The 24552-nt window shown below is 39.4% G+C and carries 21 protein-coding genes; 11 read left to right on the top strand and 10 right to left on the bottom strand.

Features of this window, described 5'->3' with window-relative positions:
• Positions 1–2: 2 nt before the first annotated feature.
• Genes HYV86_04690 through HYV86_04675 form a run of 4 tightly spaced genes read right to left on the bottom strand, consistent with a single transcriptional unit; the run spans position 3 to position 5375 of the window.
• Positions 3–839, bottom strand: coding sequence for a hypothetical protein (locus tag HYV86_04690; protein ID MBI2573131.1), 837 nt, complete (start codon positions 837–839; stop codon positions 3–5).
• Positions 840–854: 15 nt separating this feature from the next.
• Complete coding sequence (sat, locus tag HYV86_04685) at positions 855–3152, bottom strand: sulfate adenylyltransferase (GenBank protein ID MBI2573130.1); 2298 nt, start codon at positions 3150–3152, stop codon at positions 855–857.
• Positions 3149–4405: a sulfatase gene (locus HYV86_04680; protein MBI2573129.1), complete on the bottom strand. Its 1257-nt coding sequence runs from the start codon at positions 4403–4405 to the stop codon at positions 3149–3151. The genes sat and HYV86_04680 overlap by 4 nt, the downstream gene beginning before the upstream one ends.
• Positions 4406–4451: 46 nt before the next feature.
• Positions 4452–5375, bottom strand: coding sequence for a glycosyltransferase (locus HYV86_04675; protein MBI2573128.1), 924 nt, complete (start codon positions 5373–5375; stop codon positions 4452–4454).
• 81 nt (positions 5376–5456) lie between these two features.
• On the opposite strand from HYV86_04675, the gene HYV86_04670 reads away from it, so the two are divergent.
• Positions 5457–6782 (top strand): glycosyltransferase, encoded by a 1326-nt coding sequence (locus HYV86_04670; protein ID MBI2573127.1) that lies wholly within the window; start codon positions 5457–5459, stop codon positions 6780–6782.
• A complete protein-coding gene (locus tag HYV86_04665) occupies positions 6779–7591 on the top strand; it encodes a polysaccharide deacetylase family protein (protein ID MBI2573126.1) in 813 nt (270 codons plus the stop codon). The genes HYV86_04670 and HYV86_04665 overlap by 4 nt, the downstream gene beginning before the upstream one ends.
• Here HYV86_04665 and HYV86_04660 read toward each other — a convergent pair.
• Genes HYV86_04660 through HYV86_04650 form a run of 3 tightly spaced genes read right to left on the bottom strand, consistent with a single transcriptional unit; the run spans position 7580 to position 10164 of the window.
• On the bottom strand, positions 7580–8053 hold the full coding sequence (locus tag HYV86_04660; protein MBI2573125.1) for a hypothetical protein: 474 nt from the start codon (positions 8051–8053) through the stop codon (positions 7580–7582). The two genes, HYV86_04665 and HYV86_04660, sit on opposite strands and share 12 nt — an antisense overlap.
• Before the next feature lie 52 nt (positions 8054–8105).
• Positions 8106–9542, bottom strand: a complete 1437-nt coding sequence (locus HYV86_04655; protein ID MBI2573124.1) for a glycosyltransferase family 39 protein — start codon at positions 9540–9542, stop codon at positions 8106–8108.
• Between the two features lie 7 nt (positions 9543–9549).
• Positions 9550–10164, bottom strand: a complete 615-nt coding sequence (locus tag HYV86_04650; GenBank protein MBI2573123.1) for an HAD family hydrolase — start codon at positions 10162–10164, stop codon at positions 9550–9552.
• Positions 10165–10278: 114 nt separating this feature from the next.
• Between HYV86_04650 and HYV86_04645 the strand changes: the two genes are divergently transcribed.
• From HYV86_04645 to HYV86_04625, 5 genes are all read left to right on the top strand, one after another.
• Positions 10279–12222 (top strand): glycosyltransferase family 39 protein, encoded by a 1944-nt coding sequence (locus HYV86_04645; protein ID MBI2573122.1) that lies wholly within the window; start codon positions 10279–10281, stop codon positions 12220–12222.
• A gap of 2 nt (positions 12223–12224) precedes the next feature.
• On the top strand, positions 12225–13751 hold the full coding sequence (locus HYV86_04640) for a flippase (GenBank protein MBI2573121.1): 1527 nt from the start codon (positions 12225–12227) through the stop codon (positions 13749–13751).
• Positions 13744–15072 carry a hypothetical protein gene (locus HYV86_04635; GenBank protein MBI2573120.1) on the top strand — a complete coding sequence of 443 codons (1329 nt, stop codon included), beginning with the start codon at positions 13744–13746 and terminating at the stop codon, positions 15070–15072. Before HYV86_04640 ends, HYV86_04635 begins: the two co-directional genes overlap by 8 nt.
• 23 nt (positions 15073–15095) lie before the next feature.
• Complete coding sequence (locus HYV86_04630) at positions 15096–15542, top strand: YhcH/YjgK/YiaL family protein (protein ID MBI2573119.1); 447 nt, start codon at positions 15096–15098, stop codon at positions 15540–15542.
• A gap of 74 nt (positions 15543–15616) precedes the next feature.
• Entirely contained in the window at positions 15617–16843 is a 1227-nt protein-coding gene (locus HYV86_04625; GenBank protein MBI2573118.1) for a hypothetical protein, read from the top strand.
• Between the two features lie 5 nt (positions 16844–16848).
• Here the strand turns inward: HYV86_04625 and HYV86_04620 are convergent, their stop codons facing one another.
• Entirely contained in the window at positions 16849–17889 is a 1041-nt protein-coding gene (locus tag HYV86_04620; protein MBI2573117.1) for a glycosyltransferase family 4 protein, read from the bottom strand.
• A gap of 206 nt (positions 17890–18095) precedes the next feature.
• On the opposite strand from HYV86_04620, the gene neuB reads away from it, so the two are divergent.
• From neuB to HYV86_04605, 3 genes are read left to right on the top strand one after another with little or no spacing between them, the layout of a single operon-like run.
• The gene (gene neuB, locus HYV86_04615) at positions 18096–19154 is read left to right on the top strand and encodes an N-acetylneuraminate synthase (GenBank protein MBI2573116.1); all 1059 of its coding nucleotides are present in this window, start codon (positions 18096–18098) and stop codon (positions 19152–19154) included.
• Positions 19155–19163: 9 nt separating this feature from the next.
• Positions 19164–19901, top strand: coding sequence for an acylneuraminate cytidylyltransferase family protein (locus HYV86_04610; protein MBI2573115.1), 738 nt, complete (start codon positions 19164–19166; stop codon positions 19899–19901).
• Between the two features lie 2 nt (positions 19902–19903).
• Complete coding sequence (locus HYV86_04605) at positions 19904–20539, top strand: acetyltransferase (GenBank protein MBI2573114.1); 636 nt, start codon at positions 19904–19906, stop codon at positions 20537–20539.
• 5 nt (positions 20540–20544) lie between these two features.
• Here HYV86_04605 and HYV86_04600 read toward each other — a convergent pair whose 3' ends face one another.
• On the bottom strand, positions 20545–21111 hold the full coding sequence (locus tag HYV86_04600) for a hypothetical protein (GenBank protein ID MBI2573113.1): 567 nt from the start codon (positions 21109–21111) through the stop codon (positions 20545–20547).
• 155 nt (positions 21112–21266) lie between these two features.
• On the opposite strand from HYV86_04600, the gene rfbB reads away from it, so the two are divergent.
• On the top strand, positions 21267–22757 hold the full coding sequence (gene rfbB, locus HYV86_04595) for a dTDP-glucose 4,6-dehydratase (GenBank protein MBI2573112.1): 1491 nt from the start codon (positions 21267–21269) through the stop codon (positions 22755–22757).
• Between the two features lie 66 nt (positions 22758–22823).
• Here the strand turns inward: rfbB and HYV86_04590 are convergent, their stop codons facing one another.
• A complete protein-coding gene (locus tag HYV86_04590; GenBank protein ID MBI2573111.1) occupies positions 22824–24551 on the bottom strand; it encodes a UDP-N-acetylglucosamine 2-epimerase in 1728 nt (575 codons plus the stop codon).
• Between the last annotated feature and the right edge of the window lies 1 nt (position 24552).

The raw sequence follows: 24552 nt of genomic DNA, 5'->3' as shown, positions 1-24552 counted from the left end.
TTTTATTTTTCTAGGATTATTGGTAGAACATTTCGTAGATCTGAGTTAGGTCCTTTTGGATCCACAAAATGAATTCTGTTTGCGAGGTGAGGTTCTGTGGCTATTCTTTCTCGCAGATATGTTTCCAGTGGGGCGTTGTAATTGAACGCAATACCTGTGCCGCCCATGCGAGCAACACCAACGATTCCGCCACTATCACCCATGGTATCTCCTATATGGACTAACTGCCGTGGTTGGACTCCTGGGAAATGTTGAGCTACATATGCTGCAAGAAGTTCTGCTTTAGCATCTTCGTTAGCAATACCTAGACGTACTTCTCCGGTTGCTTGAATGCAATCATAAATGGGCCATGTGGCATAGCTTGGATCACTAAAATATTTCCTTATTTCTCCTTCTAAATCTTGATCATTAATCTCTATTGAATCTAATCCATACATTCCAAAGACAAGATTATTGCCAATTTGGCCATGAATTTTATCTAGACCGACCTGAGCACGAATTGCGTGAATAGAAACTGAATAACCTGTAGAGTTGACAATTAATGGGATCTCTCCTTGGGCGAGTTCACCTACAAATTCATGAAATCCATCTACATATTTCATGTTGGTTCTCGTATACTCGATAGCTTGTCGTAGGGTGAGTCCTCGAGTAAGTGGTCCGGCATTGCCGAATGCTTCTTCCATAGTTGCGAGTCCAGAAGTTTGACGTTTGAAGACGGGCTCTGCTTTAGCAAATTTCTCAGCACCAAGGTAAATTCGAATCATGTCACTCATGGTATGCTGATGGACAAGAGTTCCGTTCAAATCAGATGAAACAATTAATCGTGGGTTTGGTGCCATAGTATAGTTCTCCATTTATTTTTTCATTGTCTTATCTTTTGGTGTATTTACAGGTGCTTCTTTTGGCACAAATACTTCTTCTCCTCTTGCTACTGCATCAATAATCTGCTGTGAGATCTCAGGACGCATGAACCACGCTGGCGGCTGCTCGCCACGTTCAAACATTGCTCGTGCCTGCGTGCCGCTAATTTCTAATTTATCATCAGCAGGATGTTCAATCTCTGCAATTTCATGCACGTGTTCGCTGCGTTTTGGGGAGTAGAAAATCTGGTTAAAACGAACAGCTTTAATGCCAATATCTGGAAACTGGTCAAAGATGCGATGGGATGCCAGCGGATGATAAAAGTTTCCTACTCCTGTATGATCACGACCAACAATGAAATGACTACAACCAAAATTCTTGCGACATAATGCAGTGAAGAGTGCTTCGCGAGGTCCAGCATAACGAGAATAGGTCGAGAACACGGAAAAGATAACTTTATTCTTTGGGTAAAATTCTCTCATCATGGTTTCGTAGGCTTGAACGATATATTTTGCATTAAAATCTCCTGCTTTTTTCTTGCCTACAACAGGATGAACAAATAGGCCATCACAAAATTCTTGTTTCATCGCTTGTAGTTGAATAAATTCATGGCTGCGATGAATGACGTTACGGGTATGAAAGCCGACCACTTTACTCCAACCACGTTCTTCAAAGAGGCGGCGAACTTGTTTAGGAGTAAGTTCATGTTCTTTGATGTCAGAACTACGACGTTTAAGTAGAGTGATTTTACCTGCAAGAAGCACAGGATTCATAGAATCAATCATACGCACTCCTGGATGATCTGTACTGGTAGTATTGTACATTTTTTGTTTCATATTTTCTTTATCAAACAAGTATTTTTCAGTGAGATGAAGAATTGCCATGGTCTCTTCGTTTTCGTTGACGAGTGCCACGTCGCTGCCTACGTTAAGATAATGAGCTTGATCTACTGAAACATCAAGAATGATAGGAAGTGGCCAGACCGTTCCGTTGGCTAAACGCATGGTAGAGAGGACACTTTCAAAATCAGCTTTATCCATGAATCCTTCAATCGGGCTGTACGTGCCAACAGCAATTTGATCCACATCCATTTGTTTGTTAATATCAAGATGAACTTTAGGAAGTGCAGCAAGATATTCTTTTGCAGGTTGTTCTTTGCTGATGCGATTTACTAATTTTCCGCCATGCGGCGGGATAAGAACCGTGGAAGTTCTACCACCAAGATAGTTTGTTTTTTCTAGATGTTGAACGACTTTTTCTTCTTTATTGCGAATGTCTTCCAATTCTATTGCTTGCTGTGCGTGAGTTCGAAGACGATTGATCATGTTAATACATTCGAGGGGATATTTTCCTATAGCCGTTTCTGCTGAGAGAACCACACCGGATGCACCATCCATAATGGTATTGATAACATCATGAACTTCAGCTCTGGTAGGTTTACGTTTGTCAACCATAGTTTCTAGAAAGTTGGTGGCGACAAACACGCCAACATTACGTTTTCGTGCTTTTTGTAAAATAAGTTTTTGGGTAAGGGGGATTCTTTCTAGAGGTATCTCTTTACTTAAATCGCCACGATCAATGAGTAAGTAGTCGGAGTTCTCAATAATTTCATCAAGATGTTCTAATCCATCTACACATTCAATTTTAGAAATGATTTTCATCTTGCCTTGGCAGGCACGACGGACTTCATCGATAGTTTCTTTGCTTCGAACAAATGAGACGGCAATGTGCTCTACACCATAACGAAGTCCCATACTAATTGATTTGTAATCTTTAGGTGAGAGAGGGGGAAGTGAGAATGTTTTGTCTTGGGAAGGATCTACTACTATCCCTTTGTTTTTTCCCATAAATCCTTTGGAAATGGCTTTAGCGAGGATGTATCCTTGGTTTTTGGTTGCGATACTGCTAACACGCAAGATTAGAGTGTCAAAATCAACATGAATTAAGTCACCTTCTTCAAGTTGATCTATAATGTAACCTGGTGTGAGAGAAATTTTAGTTTTATCTCCTACAATCTTTTCTTTGTAGAGTTTGATTTCTTCGTTTTCTTCAAGTTCGATAGACGGGTGGCAGAGGTCTCCAGTCCTGATTTGCGATCCTTCTGTATCAATGATAAATGGTATGCCTACTTCTTTTGCGCGTTTGATGCATTGTTCTAATTCTTCTAATGAAGAATGAGACATATTGGTTCGTACAAAATCCACTTCATGATCTTTCATTATTAGAAGATCGTGCTGTGTATTGGTAGAAGGTCCTAATGTTACAATGAGTTTAACTTGTTGCGCATTCATCTGAGGATAACATCAATTTTTTCACTAAACTCTTTTATTAATTCGGGGTACTGTTGCGCGATATTGTGCAGTTCTTGAGGATCTTGTTCAAGATCATAGAGTTCAATATCTGCTCCATGTACAAGATGACACTGTTGGCATATTCCCTGTCCAATCGTTTTAATAAACTTGTGTTTTAATGTTCTAATGGCTGCTTTATCTTGATAGTAATTCTCTTCGCTATAGAGGTCGTCTCGCACTGCTTTCACGTTCTCTTCCATTAATGGCACAAGGTTGCAACTATCAGTTTTGGGGGTATAGGGAATGTTGGCAAGATGAAGAAGTGTGCTAAAAATATCAGTAGTACAGGTTAGTGCAGCGATGCGTTTGTTCTGTGGGACGCATTTTCCTGCAAAAATTAAAGGGACATGCAGTGATGGATCATAGAGCCCATGATGATCAAATGATATACCATGTTCTCCAAGGCTCTCTGCGTGATCTCCTACAACGACAATGATAGTATCTTCTCCTGCTGCTTCGAGTATTTGGGCAATCTGGGTGTCAACTGTTTGAATCGCGTTGTCATAGCACTCTGTTGATCGTTTGTTTTCTACGTCAGGGCAAGTATAAGGTTTGTGTACGCCCCAATAATGCACAAAGAGAAAGTAAGGGTTTGTAGTTTGCTGTTCTAAATTCTTTTGTTGGTGTTCGTTGATGAGTTCAATAGCTTTTGCAGTAGTATCAATATCTTTTGGATACGCATCAAATCCACCAAAGAGTTTACGAAATGTATTGGTATGGCTTATTTTTTTGAAAAGTGGTTTGATATGGAGAAATTTGAAGAGTCGGGAGATGCGATTTAATTGTCGTTTACGTTTCGTACGATCAATTTTGAGCTCTGGGTAGTAATCATACCCGCGCATATGCCAACGGGCGAGAAAATCAAGCGCATATGTGTTGTATCCGTGATCTTTGAGAATTTGTTGTAAAAATTTGACGTTACGTTGATCGAGATTTTTAAGTTCTTTTTCGGGTACTTCATAACTATGATGGAGAATTCCATGGCTGCGAGTATACATCCCACTCATTAACGAAGTGAGGGCGGGATCACTTGCATTTGTGGGGGAAAAACATTTTTCAAACGTCGTGCCACGTGCGGCAAGTTTGTCAAGCGTTGGCGTAATGGGTTTGGGATAGCCAAACGATCCTAAATTTGAAGCGCGTAATGCATCAACAAGAATAAACACAATATTAGGTTTTGTGTGAGTTGTCATGGGTTATAATTGATTAGTGTTATCATTAAATTTGGTTATTATTGATCTATCTTTTCATATCAGCTAAAAAGCCAAATAGGATTACTTGAATGCCAATGACAATTAAGAGCATGCACAGAATTGCTGAGGGTACTTTACCAATACGACCATACATGATGAATCTTCCAACAAGCCAGAGTCCAATCGCAACGCCTGCGCCTAGAAAGGTAAGACCAATCCTGCCGAAGAATTTAAGGGGATTGTAATCTCGATAGATTCGTAAAATATTAATCCATGCTTTGATGGCGTATTCAAATGGATTTTTGAAGAGGCGTGAGGCGCGAGTTTTTCTTGCTCGGATGGGGACTTCAGTAATACGAAAACCCATTTTGGCGGCTTTGATAATTTGCTCTTGAGTATAAGTGAATGTGTTGATGAATTGAATTTCACGAGCAACTTCTGGTGTGAAAGCACGAAAGCCGGTGGTGGAGTCGGTAATTTTGACACCAGTTAACGAGGTGAGAACTTTTGAAAATGCTTTGTTTCCCCACCATTTTAACAGGGGCATGGATTCGATTTTTCCACTAAAGCGACTGCCTAAGACAAGATCATATCCTTGCTTTACCTTTTTAATCATAGGAATAATCCCACGAGGGTCATATTGTCCATCGGCGTCAGTATGAACGATTATATCTGCTTTGAGTTTGAGACATTCTTCCATTTCACGTTTAAAAGTTTCAGCAAGACCGCGGTTGCGTTTATTTGAAATAACTATAGCACCATGCGCTTGAGCAACGTCTATGGTTCTATCTACTGATCCATCATTGAGAACGAGAAATTGATAGGAATCTTTTGTGGTATTAGGGTTAGAGTTAAGGACTTCTTTGATCTCAGTAAGCACACGAGGAAGTGTTTTTTCTTCATTATATGCTGGAATAGTTATGATGATTTTCATAGGTGTATTTCCTGAATAATAGTAAGAAAAACCCATTTCATAACATTTATAAAGATTATGCAACCGTTTTTGACTTAGAACAGAGGGAAATTTCTCTTTTCTATCAGGTGGTTATCCATGAATTTATCGTTAGTTGTTCCCGCGTACAATGAAGAACAGCGTATCATTCCGACCTTGGAGAAATATTGCTCTTTTTTTCCTTCTATTACGCAGAATCTTGAAGTGATTGTTGTAGTCAATGGTTCTACTGATGCCACTCTTACTAAAGTAAATGAGTTTCGTCAAAAGCATTCGTTTGTTCGTACGATTACCGTTGCTGAAAAAATTGGTAAAGGCGGGGCATTGATAGTGGGATTACATGCTGCTCAATATGAGATAATGGGTTTTTTAGATGCTGATGATGCATTTGATTTAGAACGATTAAAACCATTGCTTTCTGAACTTAACGCTGCAAAAATTGATGTGGCTATTGCTTCAAAATGGAAAGGTCGTTCGTTTTGGCAAGTAAGCGAACCATTCACGCGTAAAATTATGAGTCGAGTATGGAATTGGTTGACTCGTGTTTTTCTTCATGTTCCTTTTCGCGATACGCAAGCCGGTGCGAAGTTTTTTCGCCGTGATGCATGGGATTCTATTCCTAAAAACTTTATCGGTCGCGGGTTTGAGTTTGATATCGATTTACTAGATCGCTTTTGGTATCAAGCGTATCGTATCAAAGAGTTTTATGTTCCTAGCAAACACAAGCAATTAAGCACATTTTCGGTCAAACATACGTTTTCTATGTTTGTAAATTTAATTCGTATTGCACGTCAAAAACGTCCTCAATCACCTGCGCATTATTATCGAGCATATTCACGCGGTTCTGATCCTGCACATATTTTTTATCGAGTGAAGATGAACAAAATTTTATCGTTTATTCCTGCTGGTAAATCTTTTTTGGATTGCGGTTGCGGATCGGGAGTATTGCCTTATTTGGTTTCTAAGAAAAAGCAGGGCGTGGTTTGGGGCACAGATTTACGTGAGGATCAGGTTGCGTTAGCTCGACGTTTGTGTCCGCAGGGTACATTTAAACAGGGAAATTTACTGTCGCTTAATCTTGGGCGGAAGTTTGATGTGGTGAATTGTTCTGATGTGATTGAGCATTTTACTCCTGGAAAAGAACGTACTGCAGTTCTCGAAAGTCTGGATCGGCATGTTGCTGCGGGAGGCAGACTTATTACGGTTGTGCCATCATGGTTCTATATTCGCATTTTTGAACGAGTGTGGAAAGTTGTTCGTAATAAAATACTGCATCCGTTTACGTCATTTGATGATGATCACATTCATGAAGTTGTACCTCCTAAACTGTTGGTTGCATTCTATAAACAAAAAGGGTATAGAATTGTGTATCAACGTAAAATCTTACTTGGTCTATTGGAATGTGTGGTGATGGAGCGAGCATGAAAAGTCTTGTTTTGACTTTTGATACGGAAGAGTTTGATTTACCAACGGAATTTGGTTTAACTATTTCTCATGAGGATCAGATGCGTATTGGTCGTGAAGGGACACTGCGAGTGTTGGCGATGCTTGAACGCAAGGGATTAAAAGCAACCTTTTTTACCACCGGTAAATTTACTGTTGAATGCGCTGATTTGTTTTCTTCGGATGCATTTTCTGGACATGAATTAGCCATGCATGGTGCTGCTCATCATCATCATTATAATTCTATGAGGGGTGATGAGGCGTTGACAATTCTTCGTGGATCAAAAGCGGAGATGGAGAAAGTGACGGGGCGTCGGGTAGTGGGGTTTAGAGCTCCTCGATTTGAAAAACCAGCTTTGTCTGTGGTTCGCGAGGCGGGATTTTTATATGACAGTTCATTACATCCCACCTATGTGCCTGGTCGATACAATCATTTTTTTAAGAATAGTAAACCACATCTTGTTGATGGGTTAGTCGTGTTTCCTCTTTCTGTTAGTCCGTTATGGAGAGCTCCTCTGTCGTGGATCTGGTTTAGGAATATGCCGTTAGTGTATAGCAAAGGACATGCGCGACTCTTAGGGTTGAGTGATGACTGTTTGCATCTGTATTTTCATCCGTGGGAATTTGTTGATTTATCTGCGTGGAAAGGGAAGATTCCTGCATCGATTATTCGTAAGACTGGCGTTGAGTTTGAGAAGAAGGTTGAGGAGTTTATTGGTTGGTGTCTTTCACGTGGGATGGTGAGTGAAACGGCGGAAGGTTATTTGAGAAGGAAAGGATTAATCGAATAATGCAAGGTAAATAATCCCTCCTAGCAACTGGCCAGCCCCTCTTCTTGATCCTTCTTTTATTTTAAATCCATAAGGATTATATGTTTGCCAACATTCATCAATGATTCTAGGACTTAGTTCTTGGGACATTCCATCAAGAGTTACATTCGTAATTTCATAGCCCATTGGTCCAGATCGTTTGAACCATTCAGGTTCTTTTAATGCTGTTTTTTCTAGTGTACATACTACTTTTGCACCTGCAAAGCAACTGCTTTCTAATGCGGTGAAACTATACTCTCGTTTGAGAAAAGAGCTAGTATCTACTTGTAGTGTTGGGTTTCTATCTCTTGCTTTTTCAAGATATGCGGTTCTCCAAGTATTGATTTCACCTGCTGCTAAAGAAGTTTCTGCGGTTAAATATAACCCTGCTGCGAAAAGGCTAGTGTATCCTATTTTACTAAGTGTGTTACTAAGTGTGAGCATACTTTCTTTATAAGAACAGTATTTATAAATATTTTGTCACTTTTTGGTGACATCAATTTTTCGCTTCAAACACAACAATCTCAATATCCTCGAAATCTCTGGATTGCGTCTTTAAATGGGTCTGTTCTAAAATTGCTTCATATTCACTGCTTTCGCCGTTGTCTAGCTTAGAGATGATGAGAACATAGCGTTTATAGGGGTTGATTTGGTCGGTAGGCAGACGGATTTCTTTTTCATGATTCACTCCTTCTTCGTCTTTGATAATTTCAATGTAGCGGAATTTAACCATCTGCTGTTCGATGTTAGGTATTTGTTTATGTGCGTAGTATTCAAACAAGCGATAGGATGATCCGGCGAGTTCAAAGCCGTAAATAGTATTTTGGTCGTTAAAGCCAAGTGCATATTGTGTTGCATGTTTCCAGTCGTAGCGATCAATGGTAGTGACGTTGATGGCAAGCAGGATGAATGAGAAGACAATGAATACGCGGGCTAGGTTCTCTTTATGGTGTAAGATTTTTCCTAGAGTAAGATAGATTAGGGGGAGTAGGAAAAGCAGATAGCGTACAAATGGGTTAGTAGCAGCGAAAAAGTGATAGGTGAGGCTAAAGAAGAGAATCCAAGCAGCAGTTAAGAAGAGGACGTGTTTTTGTAAGAATGTGATGGCTTTTTGGTAGTAGTCTAACAAAGAGAATGAATCTTTTTTGAGTTTGTACAGAATGAGGGTAATCGTTATGATCATTCCTATGCTTGCGCAAATCCAAAATACCACTGGAGTGATTAGTCCCTCGCTATTGAGTGCTAGGCGTTCTAATAAGAGTGGTAAGAAAAGATAGATCTGTTTGATGAAGGGGATTAGCCAAGGGGAAAAGAGTGCGAATGGCAGGAGGAAGGCAATTCCCATAGGCAAAGAGATAACTTCTTTGCGGGGGAATGAAAAGAAAAGTATGGCTGCAGCAATAATTACTGCAACTAAACCAAAGACATGGGTGTAGAGCAGGAGGGTGTTAGCAATAGTAAGTTCGAGCAGTCCTTTGTTTTCTTGTCGAAGTTTAATGAGAGAGTGAATCATCCATAGTACTAATAATACTATAAGAGCATAACTGCGAGTTTCTTGGGAATAGACAAGACCGCTTAACGAGAGGGCAAATAAAGCAGTGATAGGGAGAGGGTTGAGGTTAAGACGTTTGCTGAGTCTGTAAAATAAGTAGATGGAGATTAGACTAAAGATTAATGATGGTAATCGCAGTGCAACTTCACTCGTGCCAAATATTTCCATCCAATAGTGCATGAAAAGAAAGTATAATGGTGGGTGAACATCTTCACGAGTTTGATGTAGGAGATCTGAGGGTGTGGCACTGGCAAACTTGAGTGTCCAAGCTTCGTCACCCCATAACGATTCGTGTGAGATAGTTGCAGTGCGAAGGATGACAGCGAGAAGGATAGCGATGAGAAAAAAAGGAATGATGAAAGATCTTTTGTTTTGTTCCATGGTATCTTTAATGTTTTAATTTTGAAACTTCGTTTACAGCTGCTACAATTTCTTCGAAATGGGTGACTATCTTTAATGGTTTTCCTTTTTCAAGTCTTTCTCTTTCGTGATATCCACATTCTAATGCAATAGTTTGAATATTAACACTTTTTGCTTCAAGGATATCTCCTAATGTGTCAGTAATAAAAATACACTCTCTTGGTGTAAGCTTATATTCGTCAAAAACCAGTTTAAATTTCTCTCCTTTAAGCTTATGGGTTTCAAACCCGTATACAAAGGTAAAGAGCTTTTCTATTTGATTATTCTTGAGAAATCCTTGCAAGCCAGCTTCTCTTGCTGAACTAATAATGCCTAATTGGAATTTTTGCGCTAAGATTTGGAGATTTTTTTTTATGTGTGGGGAGATAGATGCTTTCGATTTATATTCCCCCATAGCATTGTGCAAATCGAAATCTGTTTCTCGACTTTTTAATTTTTCTCGTTGGAGATGAATATTACCGTCGAAGAGCTGTTTGTGCTCTTCACGAGTTATTCCCTTGTATTTTTGAGTACATAATTCATAGTGTTTCTCATAATTATCCATGAGTACGCCATCAAAGTCAAAGATAATGCATTTGAGCATACTTAGTCTGGTATTCTGGCTTTTATAAACTAACTGAAACATCATGATAAAACCTCATGATCTACTGGTTCTTTCTCCATAATCTTTATAAGGGAACTTTGACGTGTTCTGGTTATGAGCATTATTACAATTATCCTCTTTTTCATCTACATGTACTGTTTTGGTATGTCCGCGACGTTTTGGCTTCGTGTCAAGGAAAGTTCTCAGGTTCTTGAACGCTGGGTGATGAGGTTAGGTATTGGTTTGGCTGTGTTTGTGATAGTTGGGTTACTTATTCACACAGTACGTTTGCCGATTGTGTGGTGGCTCTTTTTGCTTTTGAGTGTGGGTAGTGTTCCCTACATCATTTACAAACGAAAAGATGCTATTAAGACTGGTTGGCAGTCCTTTCAATTTTCATCTCTGTTTTCCAAACAACATTGGATGGGGTATGCATTGCTTCTCTTGTTTTTCTTCAATCTCTTTACATATGTTTCAGGTAGCTTCGCGTATCCGTTCTTAGAAGATGATGATCCTTGGACGTATGCTCAAGATATGAAGTATGTCGCGTTAGAAAAAACATTAGAATATGATTATTTTCGGCCTGTTGCGTATATTGATCCGTATCCTCCTGCTTATGTCATGACAATGGCAGTACTGCATCAAACTAGCCCAGAGGCACAATGGACGTTGAAATTTTTTAATAGTTTATTGATTTCGTTAAGCTTTTTGTTCTTTTATTTCATGGTGCGACGATTAAGTAGCCGCGACTCTGTGGCGTTAGCTTCGACGTTTGTACTTTCCATGATCCCTTCGTATTTGAGCCATTTTATCTGGGCGCATACACTTATTCCTCTGTTCTTCATGGTCTTAGTTTATTGTTATATGGTGATGTGGCATGAGGACCAGAAATGGTGGGTTGTTGCATCACTTCTTACCGCAGCGATTTTTCTGACACATACGCGTCAGGTTGTCAAGATTGCTCTTCTTGGTGTCGTCTTTTTCGCAGGATTGTGGTATGCAACCAAAAAATTCCCTTGGAAACTATTGTGGTCTGCTCTTGCAGGGTTTGCCATCTCTTTATTATGGTGGGTGCCTAATTTTTCTGATTTGATGCGTCTCTATATTACGGAAGAAAAAGTATCTAATGCTGCAATTGCAGCAACGACGGGTGGAGTTGATAGCGGGTTCTTTTTTACTGTTAAGAAAATTCTTGCGTATTTACCTCGCGCGTTTAGTTCTACAGGAGGAACAGCAACACGTCCGTATTCGTTTAGCGATTTTTTTGTAGCAAAAGACGCAAACATGATTAATCAACCTATTGGATGGGGAATTGTGATTACACTTTTGGTTATTGTTACGATTGCTTTGCTTCTTTTCAAATATAAGAAACTCTTCAAAGAAGAAAATATATGGCTGCCTATTGTGTTAGGTTGGTTTGTGATCACGTTTTTAATTGTGAACTCTGCAACTTTTGATTTACCGTTAGGTATTGAAGGATTTCGGACGTGGATGTTGCTTGCGCTTCCAGTCTGTATTCTTGCAGGGTATGGGATGATATTACTCAGCGAAATGTTTTCTTCTTCAAAGGCAGTTAAATTGGGTATAATTGTGGTGCTTGTGGTGGCTATCTTTGGAACTGCAGGATATTACAAATATGTTCATAACACGAGTGAGAATTGGCCTCCCGGCGGAAAATGGACGTCTGCTGAGGAGATTTTGGGGTATACTTGGATGAAAGATAATCTGCCTCTTAATAGTGATGTGTTTACGTATACGGTTCAAAACAAAGTAGTCATTGGTTTTAATATGATGAGTTGTGTCTGGTGTGAGTCGTATCGCGCATTTCATCCTCATGTTCTTGAAGAGACTCCTACTCAAGTGTATTATTGGCTTAAAGAAAATAGCTATGAGTATATCGCGTTTGGTGGTATGGAAATGAAATATCTTTCTCGTACGTATGGCGCAAATATGACTGCGCAGAAATTAGATTCGACGATCAAAGAATTTGCTAATTCTCCTGCTCGTTTTGCTGTTGCGTATCAAAATCCAGGATTTATTCTTTTTGAGGTTAAATAAGGATGTCCTACGGGCAACGATTAGTTAAAGGTTTGAGTATCGTATTTTTGATGTCATTTTTGGCATCGGTCGTTGCATATGGTACGAAAGTGTATTTAGCGCGAGTGATGCAACCTGCGGAGTATGGGTTGTTATACGCGGTTTACACTTTTGTTGTTTTCTTCCTTTTCTTTCGTGATTTTGGGTCACATCAAGCGTTGGCGTATTATGTTGCTAAGTTTAAGGTTGAAGAAAAATTTGATGAAATTAAAACGGCGATTGTAGGCACGTTTTTAATTCAACTTGTTACTAGTTTAGTGTTGGTGATTCCTCTTTGGATTTTAGGGGGATTTTTGGCTGAGTCTTATTTTCAGGATTCACGAGCAGAGTATGTTTTGTATGCGTTTTTAGTGTATGTGTTACTTTCTTCTTTTTTTCGTGTGATTAAAGCAGTGTTCTGGGGCTTTGGGGATATGTTTCAGTTCTCTAGCTGTGAGTTATTCAAGAATGCGTTAATATTAATTGCAACATTGGTGTTGTTTCATTTTTCCACAGACAGGGCATTGATGGGGGCGTTGGCGTATGGCATTGTAGCTGCGGTGATGGTGGTTGCGCTTTTGCCCATTATGCTTCGAAAGTATTTTCCTTGGGGGCAGCATAAAGTTGACAATCTTCGTCAAGTAGTTAAAGATCTTCTTGCGTATGGTTTACCGGTTACATTTACGGGAATGGGTGGAGATTTGATTGCGTACGCAGATGTGTTGATGTTAACGTATTTAGCAAATTTGCATGATGTGGGAATTTATAGCGCGATGCTTACAACAGCAGTTTCTATTCTCTTTGTTTCTCGGTCGGTAGTATCCGTTATTTTTCCGATGATGTCAGAGATGTGGGCAAAAGGTGAGAAATGGGAAATGACTCGAATTTTCTTTGTTCTTGAACGGTATGCGTTTTTGTTTGTTTTTCCTGCGTTGATTTTAATTGCGCTTTATGCCCAAGAAATTATTGGTTTATTATTTGGAGCAAGTTATGTTGAAGGCGCATTGGCATTTCAAATTGTCGTTATATCTACTCTATTATATGTTGTGGCGTCGATTTCGAACACTATCATTTCTGCTACTGGTCGACCACAAGATGTGACGAAAGTTATTTTTATTGGTGCGATCGTCAATATCCTTGGGAATCTGATTGCTATCCCTCTCTATGGTTATTATGGTGCAGCAGTCATGACAGCATTAAGTTATTTTGTGGTGTATGTACTTTCTTTGCGTCAAGTAGTGCTACGAGTAGGAGGACATGTGCCTTGGAAACAACATGGATTAATGATTATTGCATTGGGTATTTTTACAGGGATTTTGATAGGTCTTAACAGCGTATTACCTTTTGGTCATGCGATCAATGGATCGATTTCATTTTTAGTAAGTGGTGTTGTTTATTTTCTCTTTTGTCATGTTACAAAACTTATTCAATTTGCTGAAATCAGAAGAAATATTGTGTTGATTCTTCGATTTCGCGGTAAAAAAATACAGCAAGGTGGCAATAATGAATAAGAGAGATGTTCTTGTTAATCTCGTGCGTGGTATTCTAGAAGACTGGAACAAAGCAGGTGTTTGCTATTGTGTATTGCGTAATTATGAGTTTCTGTATGATGTATCTGCGTCACGAGGGAATGATTTAGATCTAGTGGTTGCGGCAAAAGATTTTAGTCGAGCTACTATTGTGTTGGAAAAATATGGGTTTGTTGCTTATCCCACGCAATTCTCACGTCAACATAAAGGATATGGAATCTACATTCAATCAATTCATGAAAAGTTTGGTTTTGATATTCAAATTGGCGGCATTCATTGGAATGATATGTGTTATTTACCTGCAGAATTGCTTTTATCTCATCGTATTAAGAAAGAATTTTTCTTTATTCCATCCAATGAGGACGCGTTAGTGATGTATCTATGTCATTCACTGTTGGGTAAGCGTTTTGTTAAAGAGAAATATCAGCAGCGAATTAAAGAGTTGGCAGGCCATAAACTAAATTGGGAATATGTCCAGCAACGATTATTTCCTGTGTTTGGAACAAGAACGGCGAGTCGTTTTGTATCTTCTCTTAAAGTTCATCATTATCAACTTTTAGAACATAAAGGGTGGGGATATGCGTTGTGGTTTATTTTACGTTCTGCGCGTCGTTGGTGGACAATGTCATTGTTGTCTTTACGTTGGTTGCGTTGGAAGCGTTTTTTTCATTCTTATCCGTTGATTGCATTTATTGGTCCTGATGGGTCGGGTAAGAGTTCGAATGCTCAGCAGATGTATGAACTGTTGTCGAAGACGCGCAAGGTTTCGTTAGTGTATACGGGCCGTGGTAAAAATAACATTTTACCGATTAAACGGTTGGCTGGCGTGTATAAGAAGAAGGAAGGGAAACAAGGGTTGAGTACAGAGAACGCAGTTGGTGAGAAGAAAGGGACGGTTCTTCAACGGTTGCTGTATGGTCTGGCAGCCCCTGTTTATACATTAGATCTGTTGTTGCGATATTTATTGGTTATTTTTCCTAAACGAAAATGTAAACAGATTGTCATTACGGATCGGTATGCGAGTGATATTTTTGTCATGCCGCATGTGCCACTGTGGGAGAAAAAGATATTGTTATGGTTTGTTCCTAAACCTACATTGACATTTTATTTGTATAATGATGCTTCAGTTCTTTTTGAACGACGTAAACAGCAATCGGTGGCGGAGCTAGAGAGGCAGATGAAATTGTATTCTGTTTTGGTTCGTAAGTTTGAGGGAATTAGTATTAAGACCACTGATGTTGACACTGATTTTGCTACGATGGAGAAAGCAGTGTGGGAGTATTTTCTACGAAAGAGATATTAAGTATCTGGCATTTAAACATTACCATGATCATTGATTCTCTCAAAAATGCTGCGCTTTATACTCAAGTGCATGACCGATTTAATCAAGCGTTTATGTTCTTACAAGCTGGACATGTTGCGACACTTACGCTTGGTCGGCATGAAATTGATGGTGATAATGTGTATGCTATCATGGTAGAGGGTGAGCAGAAAGGTCCTGATGCGGTGAAATATGAGGGACATCGAAAATACATTGATATCCATTTTACTGTGTCAGGGACGGATGTGATAGGATGGAAGGATGTTTCTATGTGTATACCTGAAGGTTCGTTTAATGAGAAAGATGATTATACTTTTTTTACAGATAAAGTTGTGAACTGGGTGGAAGTACCTTCTGGCTCGTTTGCCGTCTTTTTTCCACACGATGCACATGCACCCATGGGTGGCAGTGGGAAGGTTAGGAAAGTTGTGATTAAAGTAGCTGTGGAGTAAGTTGTTGGGTGGGTTGTTCTTCTTTGATAAACTTTAAATAGGACTACTTTTAAGTAGCTTCTTGGTGAATTATTATGCAATTAAATTATTCTTCTCCTGTTTTGTTAGAATTACAACGACGCTGGGTTGCTGCACAACCTATTCCTGGTCAGGATGAGGGGACTCATACTTTAGGGCAACTCTTCGTTCAAAATCTCAATAATGGGTTATCTCATTTAGAAGATTTGTGGGCAGGACGTCAAACGCCTTTAGAAAAAGAACAAGGTACTCCTATTCTCTCACCTTTGGAACGTCACCAGCTAGCATGTAATGTTGCTATCGCGCAAGGTCTTCCTTCTGATTTAGTACTCGTTGCTGCGGCAAAACTAAGCAATCAATTACGTCACGCAAAATCAGGTGAAGGTGCTTTAGGTGCATTATCTCTTGCTGCTGGCTATGCAAGTCAAAGAGGTGATCTTGCTGAAACATACTTTGGTGCTGGACAGTTAGCTGAAGAAATAGCTCTTGGCGCGCGCTATGGATTTTTTGGCACAGAAGGACAGTCTTGGCGTGATGTGGTGGCGTTCGGCGCTGCTAATGCTGCGTTGGATCTTTATAAACTAGCTGCGGCAACAGGTGAGGAAATATTTGTACAACAAGATCTTGTTAATCAACTTTTACGTATGTATGGTGTGCGTTCAACCATCATTGGTGATGCTCTTGAATTTAGGGATTTTACTCTTCCGCAAGAATTAGACAAATCATTTGGTACATTTAAAGCGAAAGTCTTGAAACCACTTAGTTTCGTTGGACGTCCTTCTTTAATAGAATATGTTGAGAGCGCAGCGGGCTTATCTTCTTCTCGTCAAGAATTGGGAAAATCTTCTCTTGATGATGCGCGAAGTGAATTGATTGGGCGTGAAAAACAGGGTGACAAGCCGAACTTTTTCCTTGCAACAGCTCGATGTCAATATGCTATTGCGTTAAGTCGAAATGGAAAGCATGATTACGCAGCGGAATTTTTTGATCAAGCTCGGTTTACTGCTGTACAGGCAGGATTAAAACAAGAAATTCCAGTGTATTCATTTTATGCTGCGGAAGGGTTGTGGAGGGCTCGCGCACCTGCTGCTGCCATAGCACCACATCTTGATCTTGTTATTGCTGATGCCATTACTGGTCATCGGCAATGGTCACCTGGCGTTATTAAAACTCTTGCTTCTCGTGTTCAACGTGTTGCTGAATATGTGGGTATTACTAGGTTTGCAGATGCTGAGCTTGTTAACTATCCTACAGAATTAGCACCGTTGTATGCAGGGAAGTAAGCAAATTATTGTTTTATTTTTTTATACAATTCTACAAACTCATCTGCAATAACTGTGTTCTTATACTCTTCTTTCTTTTTGTAAGCGTTTTCTGTAAGTTTTTTAGCGAGTTTATGATCGCCTAGAATACGTTGTATCTGCTCGCTAAGTTTCTCGATGTTACCTGGTGGAGCTATAAGCACATCAACATCTGGTTTCATGATTTCACGTAATTCTGCGAAATCAGAGGTAACGATAGGCACTTTACAAGCAGCTGCTTCGAGAAGACAGGAAGGATTTCCTTCTGTTCCTTCCATGCTGATATAGGGTAAGATAAGAACGTCTGCCATGTTAAGATATTCAACGATATCAACATCATGAGTTTTCCATTGAATTTGATCTTGGATTTCTAATGACTTTGCGTGATCTAATAATTCTTGAGGCACTGCATGACGTGGGCAGGTAATGAGGACTGTGTTACGATCTTCTTTAAGAATTGGCGCGCAGGCTTCAATGAGTTGGTATGAGCCTTTGTTTTTATGCAGGCTACCATAGTAAAATAATACTATTTTATTGGCATGTCGATATTTTTTCTTAAGTACATCTTTATTCATAGGTACAAAGCGATCGAGATTAATCGGTGAGCGAATAACTTGGATTTTACTTTCCTTCGCACCATGGTGGGTTAGAGCTTGTTTGGTAGCATGAGTACTTACGGTGATGAGGTCTGCTTTATTGAGTAAACGAGCAAAATGCAGGCTGCCTAAGAGTTTTTTTGAATAGGATTTGAGGGTATGGATTGTTTTTGTTTTTGGAAATAGGCGTTCTACTAAAAGTGTTTTGAGTACTAATAATGGTGCGGAACTAAAACAGTGGATGATGTCAGGGGTGAAATTGTCTTTCTTGAGCTGTTTTGCTTTCTTGTAGGTTTGTACAAGGGAATTGTTGGGAATTATTTCAACTCTATGGCCTTGTTGTGTGAGAATCTCGGCGAATTCGGTAATGGTAATCTTTGTTGCTTCTTTAAAGCCAGGAAGAAATGAGTTGCACAGGATCAAGATGTTCATAGGTTTGATTTGGGCTTTAATCTCTTTTAAAGGTTTGGAAACAATAAACAGTAACCTATCTCTCTTATCCCTAACAAAAAATGGGTTCTCCTCTTATAAACCAGTTTTTTAGTACATAACCTTTATAACCTCATTTCTGACTTTTATCTGCATAATAAATTGAGGTATTTCCCATGAATTCAAACAGCTGTTCCATTCACAAATCAATGTTTCCTGTAGGTGACTGTCCAATTCAAATAGGCAAGCTTACTGTTGGTCCAGGTTACCCTGTGGTTTTTATTGCGGAAGCCGGTGTTAATCATGATGGTTCGCTTGAAAAAGCAAAAAAACTCATCGATGTGGCTGTGGAAGCAAAAGCAGATATTGTTAAATTTCAAACATTTAAAACAGACAAACTTCTCGTTCAAAATCTTGACAAATGCGCCTATCAAAAAGTAGGTGATGGCGGCGGTTCGTATGCTGATATGATTCGTCGTCTTGAACTTAACGAGCAGATGCATATTGAGTTGATGGCGTATTGTAAACAAAAAGGAATCATGTTTCTCAGCACTCCTTTTGATGAAGAAAGTGTGGATATGCTTGATGAACTTGGTGTGGAAGCGTTTAAAATTGATTCGGGGAACTTGAATAATCCCTATCTTGTGCGACATATTGCATCAAAGCAAAAACCTATTGTTCTTTCAACCGGCATGGCGCGTATCGGGGAAATTGATGAAGCGTTGCAGACAATTTATAGCACAGGTAATCATAGAATTATCTTATTGCATTGCACTTCCAATTACCCTCCAGCAATTTCTGATGTTAATTTGTTGGCAATGAACACGATTAAAATGCAGTTCAATACTATTGTAGGATATTCTGATCATACTCCTGGTATTCCTGTTTCTCTTGCAGCTGTTGCATTAGGTGCCTGTGTTATTGAGAAACATTTTACTCTTGATCGCAGCGCGAAAGGTCCTGATCATCTTGCGTCCGTCGAACCTCATGAACTTAAAGAACTGATTGCGGGTATTCGTATGATTAGTACTGCTTTAGGTTCAACTCAGAAACATCCTGTTCCTGCAGAGAAAGCAGTTGCACAGTCATTACGACGTAGTGTGGTGTCATTGGTTCCTATCAAGAAAGGCACCGTGATTACCAAAGAGATGGTTGCGATTAAACGTCCTGGTGATGGCATTGCGCCAAAGTTCTTCGACTTAATTGTCGGACGAGTGGCACAGAAAGATATCGCTGGTGATACTCCGTTAAGTTGGGATCAGATTTAGGGGGTATATATGGATCAACAACAAATTCTCCATTTCCTCAAAGACAAACCAATTGTTGCCATTATTCCTGCGCGAGCTGGAAGCAAGCGTGTGCCGCATAAGAATGTGCACATTTTCAATGGCAAGCCATTAATCGCGCATACATTTCATGTGGCGAAGCAGTCTACGTTGTTGTCTCGTGTGATTGTTTCTACGGATGATCAAGAAGTGATTGCGTTGGCTCGTAAGGAAGGTATTGATGTGCCGTTTGTGCGTCCTATGCAATATGCTGATGATTTTGCCACTGATAAAGACTGGATTACTCATGCGGTGGAAGAGTTGAATAAGCAAGGTTTTCATCCGTATTATGTTATGATTCTTCGTCCTACTTCTCCCCTGCGAAAAGTTGAAGATATTGACAATGCTATTATGCAGGTTGTGAAGAGTGGTGCTGATTCAGTTCGTTCTCTAACCAAGGCGCAACATCATCCGTATTGGATGAAAAAGCTGGAAGGAGATTTTGCTGTGCCATTTATTGATCTGGGTAAGCCTGATGAGAAATTACGCAGTCAGGATTTGCCGCCGCTTTACCGATTGAATGGTGTGGTAGATATTACTCAGGTTACTAATCTATCGACAGATTCGTTGTATGGCAAGAAAATGAGTTACATTTTAATTGAGGAAGAACGGGCTCTGGATATTGATACATTCGATGATTTTGCGTATGGTGAGTATTTGGTATCGAAACAGAAGAAAGAAAAGGTTTAGTCATGAAACAAATTATTTTGATTGGCGCACGCGCAGATGGACAGGCAGGAGTCGTGTTAGATATTGTTCGTCAGTTCAAAATGTTTGAAGTTGTGGGATTTTTAGATGATAATTCTTCACTTCATGGAACCAAAGTGTTAGGGTTGCCCGTGTTTGGCAGCGTTGCCGATGCAATTAAAGTAGCACACGAACAACGTATTGATGGGTTTCATCTGTGTATCGGTGATAATGTCTTTCGTGAGAAATGTTATACGGCTCTTGTAGAAAATGGGTTGCAGGTTGTGTCTGTGATTCATCCTTCGGCTGTTATTTCTCAATCGAGTCGTCTTGGAGATGGCGTGTTTATTGGGGCGAATGTGGTGTTAACACATAATGTCTCTATTGGTAATAATGTGATTATCAATACGGCGTCAACGGTGGATCATGACAACGTACTTGAAGATCATACTTTCTTAGGGCCGGGCTGTCATCTTGCTGGACGAGTCAAAATTCGGCAGGGTGCTTTTTTAGGCACGGGGGCAAGCGTTATTCCTGATGTTGTTATTGGGGAGTATTCTATCGTTGGAGCAGGTGCAGTGGTGATTCGCGAGGTGGCTGCAAGAACGAAAGTTGTGGGTGTGCCAGCAAAGGGAATTTGAGAAAATTATTCTTTAGGTTGCGCAACCATGAACTCTGCATCATCTCCATTTTCAAAATAAGATGGAAAAGCAAAAACCTCTCTAAAACCAAGCTGGTGGTTGATACGGAACAGTTGATGACTTTCACCCGACCAACATGTTGTCCATAATTGTCTGCCCATACCAAAAGCATAATCTCGTGCCGCTACTGTTACAAGTTTTATTGCAAGATCATTATCTCCAACTGTTATTGCTTCTTGGAAATCTATTGGACGAGGATAAGAAATATCTGATCCCTCAAGGTGTTTTTTTAATTTTGCTTGAAAATTTGACCATTTTTCACCAGTGATATAGAATACACTATTCTCTGAATCTCCAAAGAGATATGCTGCTTGAAGTCTATTTTCCTGATAAACTACAGCCCCATCAATATTTTCATAATTAAACCCAGGATGACTTGCAAATTCTTCTAGTGTCTCTGCTGCTGTCGGTCTTGCATATCTTGCAAAACCTTGTTCCATAATCTGTTTAAAATCACGTTTTCTATCGAACGGTTGGACGCCTAACTCTCGCAGGACTTCTCTTACAATCATTTTTTTAAATCTTATTTAGTTGTTTAAATAAATTATGATGCTAATTATATTTGAGATGTTATTAGGTTATAAACCTAAACTATGAATCTAAACTAGGGGATAATTAAGCTCACCATTCCACAATCTTTAAAAAGCCAGTTTTGCCCTGATTTTCTATGAAAATACTGGTCACTGGGGGTAGCGGTTTTATTGGCAACTGTTTCATTAAACTGCTTTTGGAAAAGTACCCTGATTATCATGTCATCAATCTAGATAAGCTCACGTATGCTGGCAACAAAGATAATCTGCGTGAGGTCGAACAAGACCCTCGTTATACTTTTGTGCATGGTGATATTTGCGATACCCATTTAGTTAATAGGCTATGTCAACAAGTAGATTGGGTGGTTAATTTTGCTGCGGAGACTCATGTTGATCGTTCTATTATTAGTTCAGATTCATTTGTACGTACCGATATTTTTGGGATGTATGTGCTGCTTGAAGCAGTGAAACGGCACAATATCAAAAAGTTCTTGCACATTTCAACTGATGAAGTGTATGGTGATATTCTTGAAGGCAGTTTTAAGGAAACGGATCGGATGTTGCCTAGTAGCCCTTATTCTGCGTCGAAAGCAGCAGCAGAGATGCTCGCATTAAGTTATCTTCGCACTCACAAAATTCCATTACTCATTACGCGTAGTTCTAATAATTATGGTCCATTTCAACATCCAGAAAAACTTATTCCTTGTTTTGTAACTCGTTTGCTGCAGGGTAAAAAAGTGCCGTTGCATAATCCTCATCCTATTCGTGACTGGATTCATGTACGCGATAACTGTGATGCGGTTGATTTTGTCTTGCATTATGGACAAATTGGTGAAATTTACAACATTGGTGGCAATAATGAGAGAACTAATCTTGAAGTTACGCAGACGATTTTACGCGCATTAGGTAAAGATGATGGTTGGATTGAACGGGTTGCTGATCGTAAGGGTCAGGATGTGCGTTATTCTCTTGATTGTTCTAAACTTCACTCTCTTGGTTGGAGACCAAAAATTCCGTTTGAAGCTGGTATTGAAAATACTATTGAGTGGTATAAATCTCATCCTCAATGGTGGAATAAAATAAACAAAATTGTTATTGCAGGGGCTAATCGCGCAGGTCATGCGGGTGTTGTGTTTAATACTTTATCATTATTAGGAGATCATGCTATTGCGGGGTTTCTTGATAAAAATCCAGCTGTTGAGAGACCAGCTGACCATCCTATGTTGGGAAGCACGGAAGAAATCCCTGATTTAGCAGGAATTGAAGGGGCTGTTGTGGCTATTAGTGAGAATGCAGGTCGCGCTCAAGTGAGTCGTAAACTCAAAGAAAGAGGTTTAAAGTTATTGACTCTTATTCATCCTCATGCGTTCTTAAGTCCTGGTGTGTTGGTGGGAGAAGGAACGTTTATTGGTCCTGGCGCCGTGATTAATGCTAATGTTAAGATTGGTAATAATGTGATTATTAGTGCGGGATGTGTGATTAATAGCGAGACGGTTATTGAAGATACAGTTTATGTTGGTCCTGGTACTTCGATTGACTCTCGAGCCATACTGCGTGAAGGGTGTTTTATTGATGCAGGACATCGAATTAAGATGGATGAAATCGTTGCTGCGGGAGAGAGAAGGTAGAAACTGACAGTTTGAACGTGGTAATAAAATATTTTCCCGAACGAGATATATCTAATTTTTCTAAATCTATTTCGTTTTCATCAATACCACATTCTTTGCTCGTGTTTTTTTTGGCGTTTCTTTTTTGCCGTCAATTGTTTCTAAAATCACATTCACGATACGTTGGGGTGCGTTGCCGTTCATGGTAGAACAGTGTTCATGGACAAAGCGTTCTCGTTGTTTTTTGAGAGTTGAAGGAAAATCCAATGTTTCTTGCACACAGGCAGTTATGTCTGCGTCATAGCGAACTTTAGATGTTGCGTCGCTTTCACGGATGAATGTGTTGAATGGGTTTTTACCTTCGTCAAAGGGATCGATGGTTACAATAGGTTTGCCTAGCATCATGGCTTCAAGGGCAGTGGTTGAGCCAAAGTTAAGGAACGCGCTACAATTGCGAATTAATTCAAAGTGGCGTTCTCGTGTGCTTTCAGTTGAAATAGTAACATTATGCATTCCTAATTCTTGGGCTACTCTTTGATATTCATAGGCGTATTGTTCTCGTGGATGTAGCTTGATAGTGATAGGCAGGTTAGAGAGGGGAATTAGCTTTTCCAAAATAATTTTGATACGTTTAAAGTATTCTTCTTTGCTTAAAAAGTTGTCCTCAACGACGGGAGAAGTCATGAACAGAAGACTTTGATTTTGCTGAGAGAGATTCTGGTCTTTTGATTTGTTACTCAGTTCATAATTAGATTCGTTAGATCCGTTATTAAGATAAGGGATAATTTCATCAAAAATTAAAGGGCCTGTAACTTTAATAGTATTTTCAGGGATATTTTGATTGAGAAGGTCTTGTTTATATTTTGGTCCCATGACGCAAAAGGTAATAGAGAATAACGGTGCAATATCATTATTGGCAAAGCCAGTGGCAATTCCGTGTTGAACCATATATGAATGAATGCGTAATGATGAAGCTGCGGCGAGCAGGCATTTTTCGTAGAGGCTACTAATGGCTGTTAAAACTACGGCTTTGGTTTGATGCTGTTGGAGATATTCTTTGAATCCATAATAATACAAATGGGTAAGATACATAAATTCGTAGGAGAAGAGGAATTGAAGATAATTTTCAATGTAAGGATATAATTTAATGTAGTGGATGGTAAGCAAGTCTTGTTTTATTTTCGGTGAGATTTGTTTCCATTGTTGATGTTTTTGTTTTGCGGCAATAGCTGCTTGTTCGCGTATCTGTGTTGTGAGATAAGGATAGAGGGTTGCAACTTTGGTTAAGAGAGTATTCTCTTTGGCGTTGGGATTGGCAATAACGATAACTTCTGTTGTTTTGTCAGAATTTTTTTCAAATGCGTTAAGCAGATTATCTAGGCGAAAAAAAGAGATGTTTGACATGTTTTTTTCTTGGCGGACTTGGGTAAGATAACTTAAAAATACGATGTCTTTGGTTTCTCTTTGCGTACTTTGTGTTTCGTGGTTTATTTCAAACTTGATTTTATGATATTTAGAATAGAGACGAGCATTTTTTTGTTCGTGATATATGAGATAGCGTTGAAAGAGCAGGCGTTTTGTTTTTTTTTGAATTTTTTTGAATGTTGAATCTTGTTCTTGGCTGTTAATTAGATGCAGCATTTGTTTCATGTTGTTTTCAAATGGAAGAAAGTTTATTTCTACAAGACGTTCATAAAACCACCATAATGGCACGTTTTCAATATTGAGAAGATCATCAATGACGATGTTGTCAATTTTCTTTGCGGTCCACGTTCGAAGAATATGTTCAAATTGTTTCTGGGTTATGGATGTCATG

This window comes from Candidatus Woesearchaeota archaeon (genome assembly GCA_016188115.1).
In the GTDB taxonomy this organism is placed as follows: Archaea; Nanobdellota; Nanobdellia; order Woesearchaeales; family GW2011-AR9; genus JACPIK01.
The sequence above is the reverse complement of the archived record's forward strand: the minus strand, read 5'-3'. Positions and strand labels throughout refer to the sequence as shown.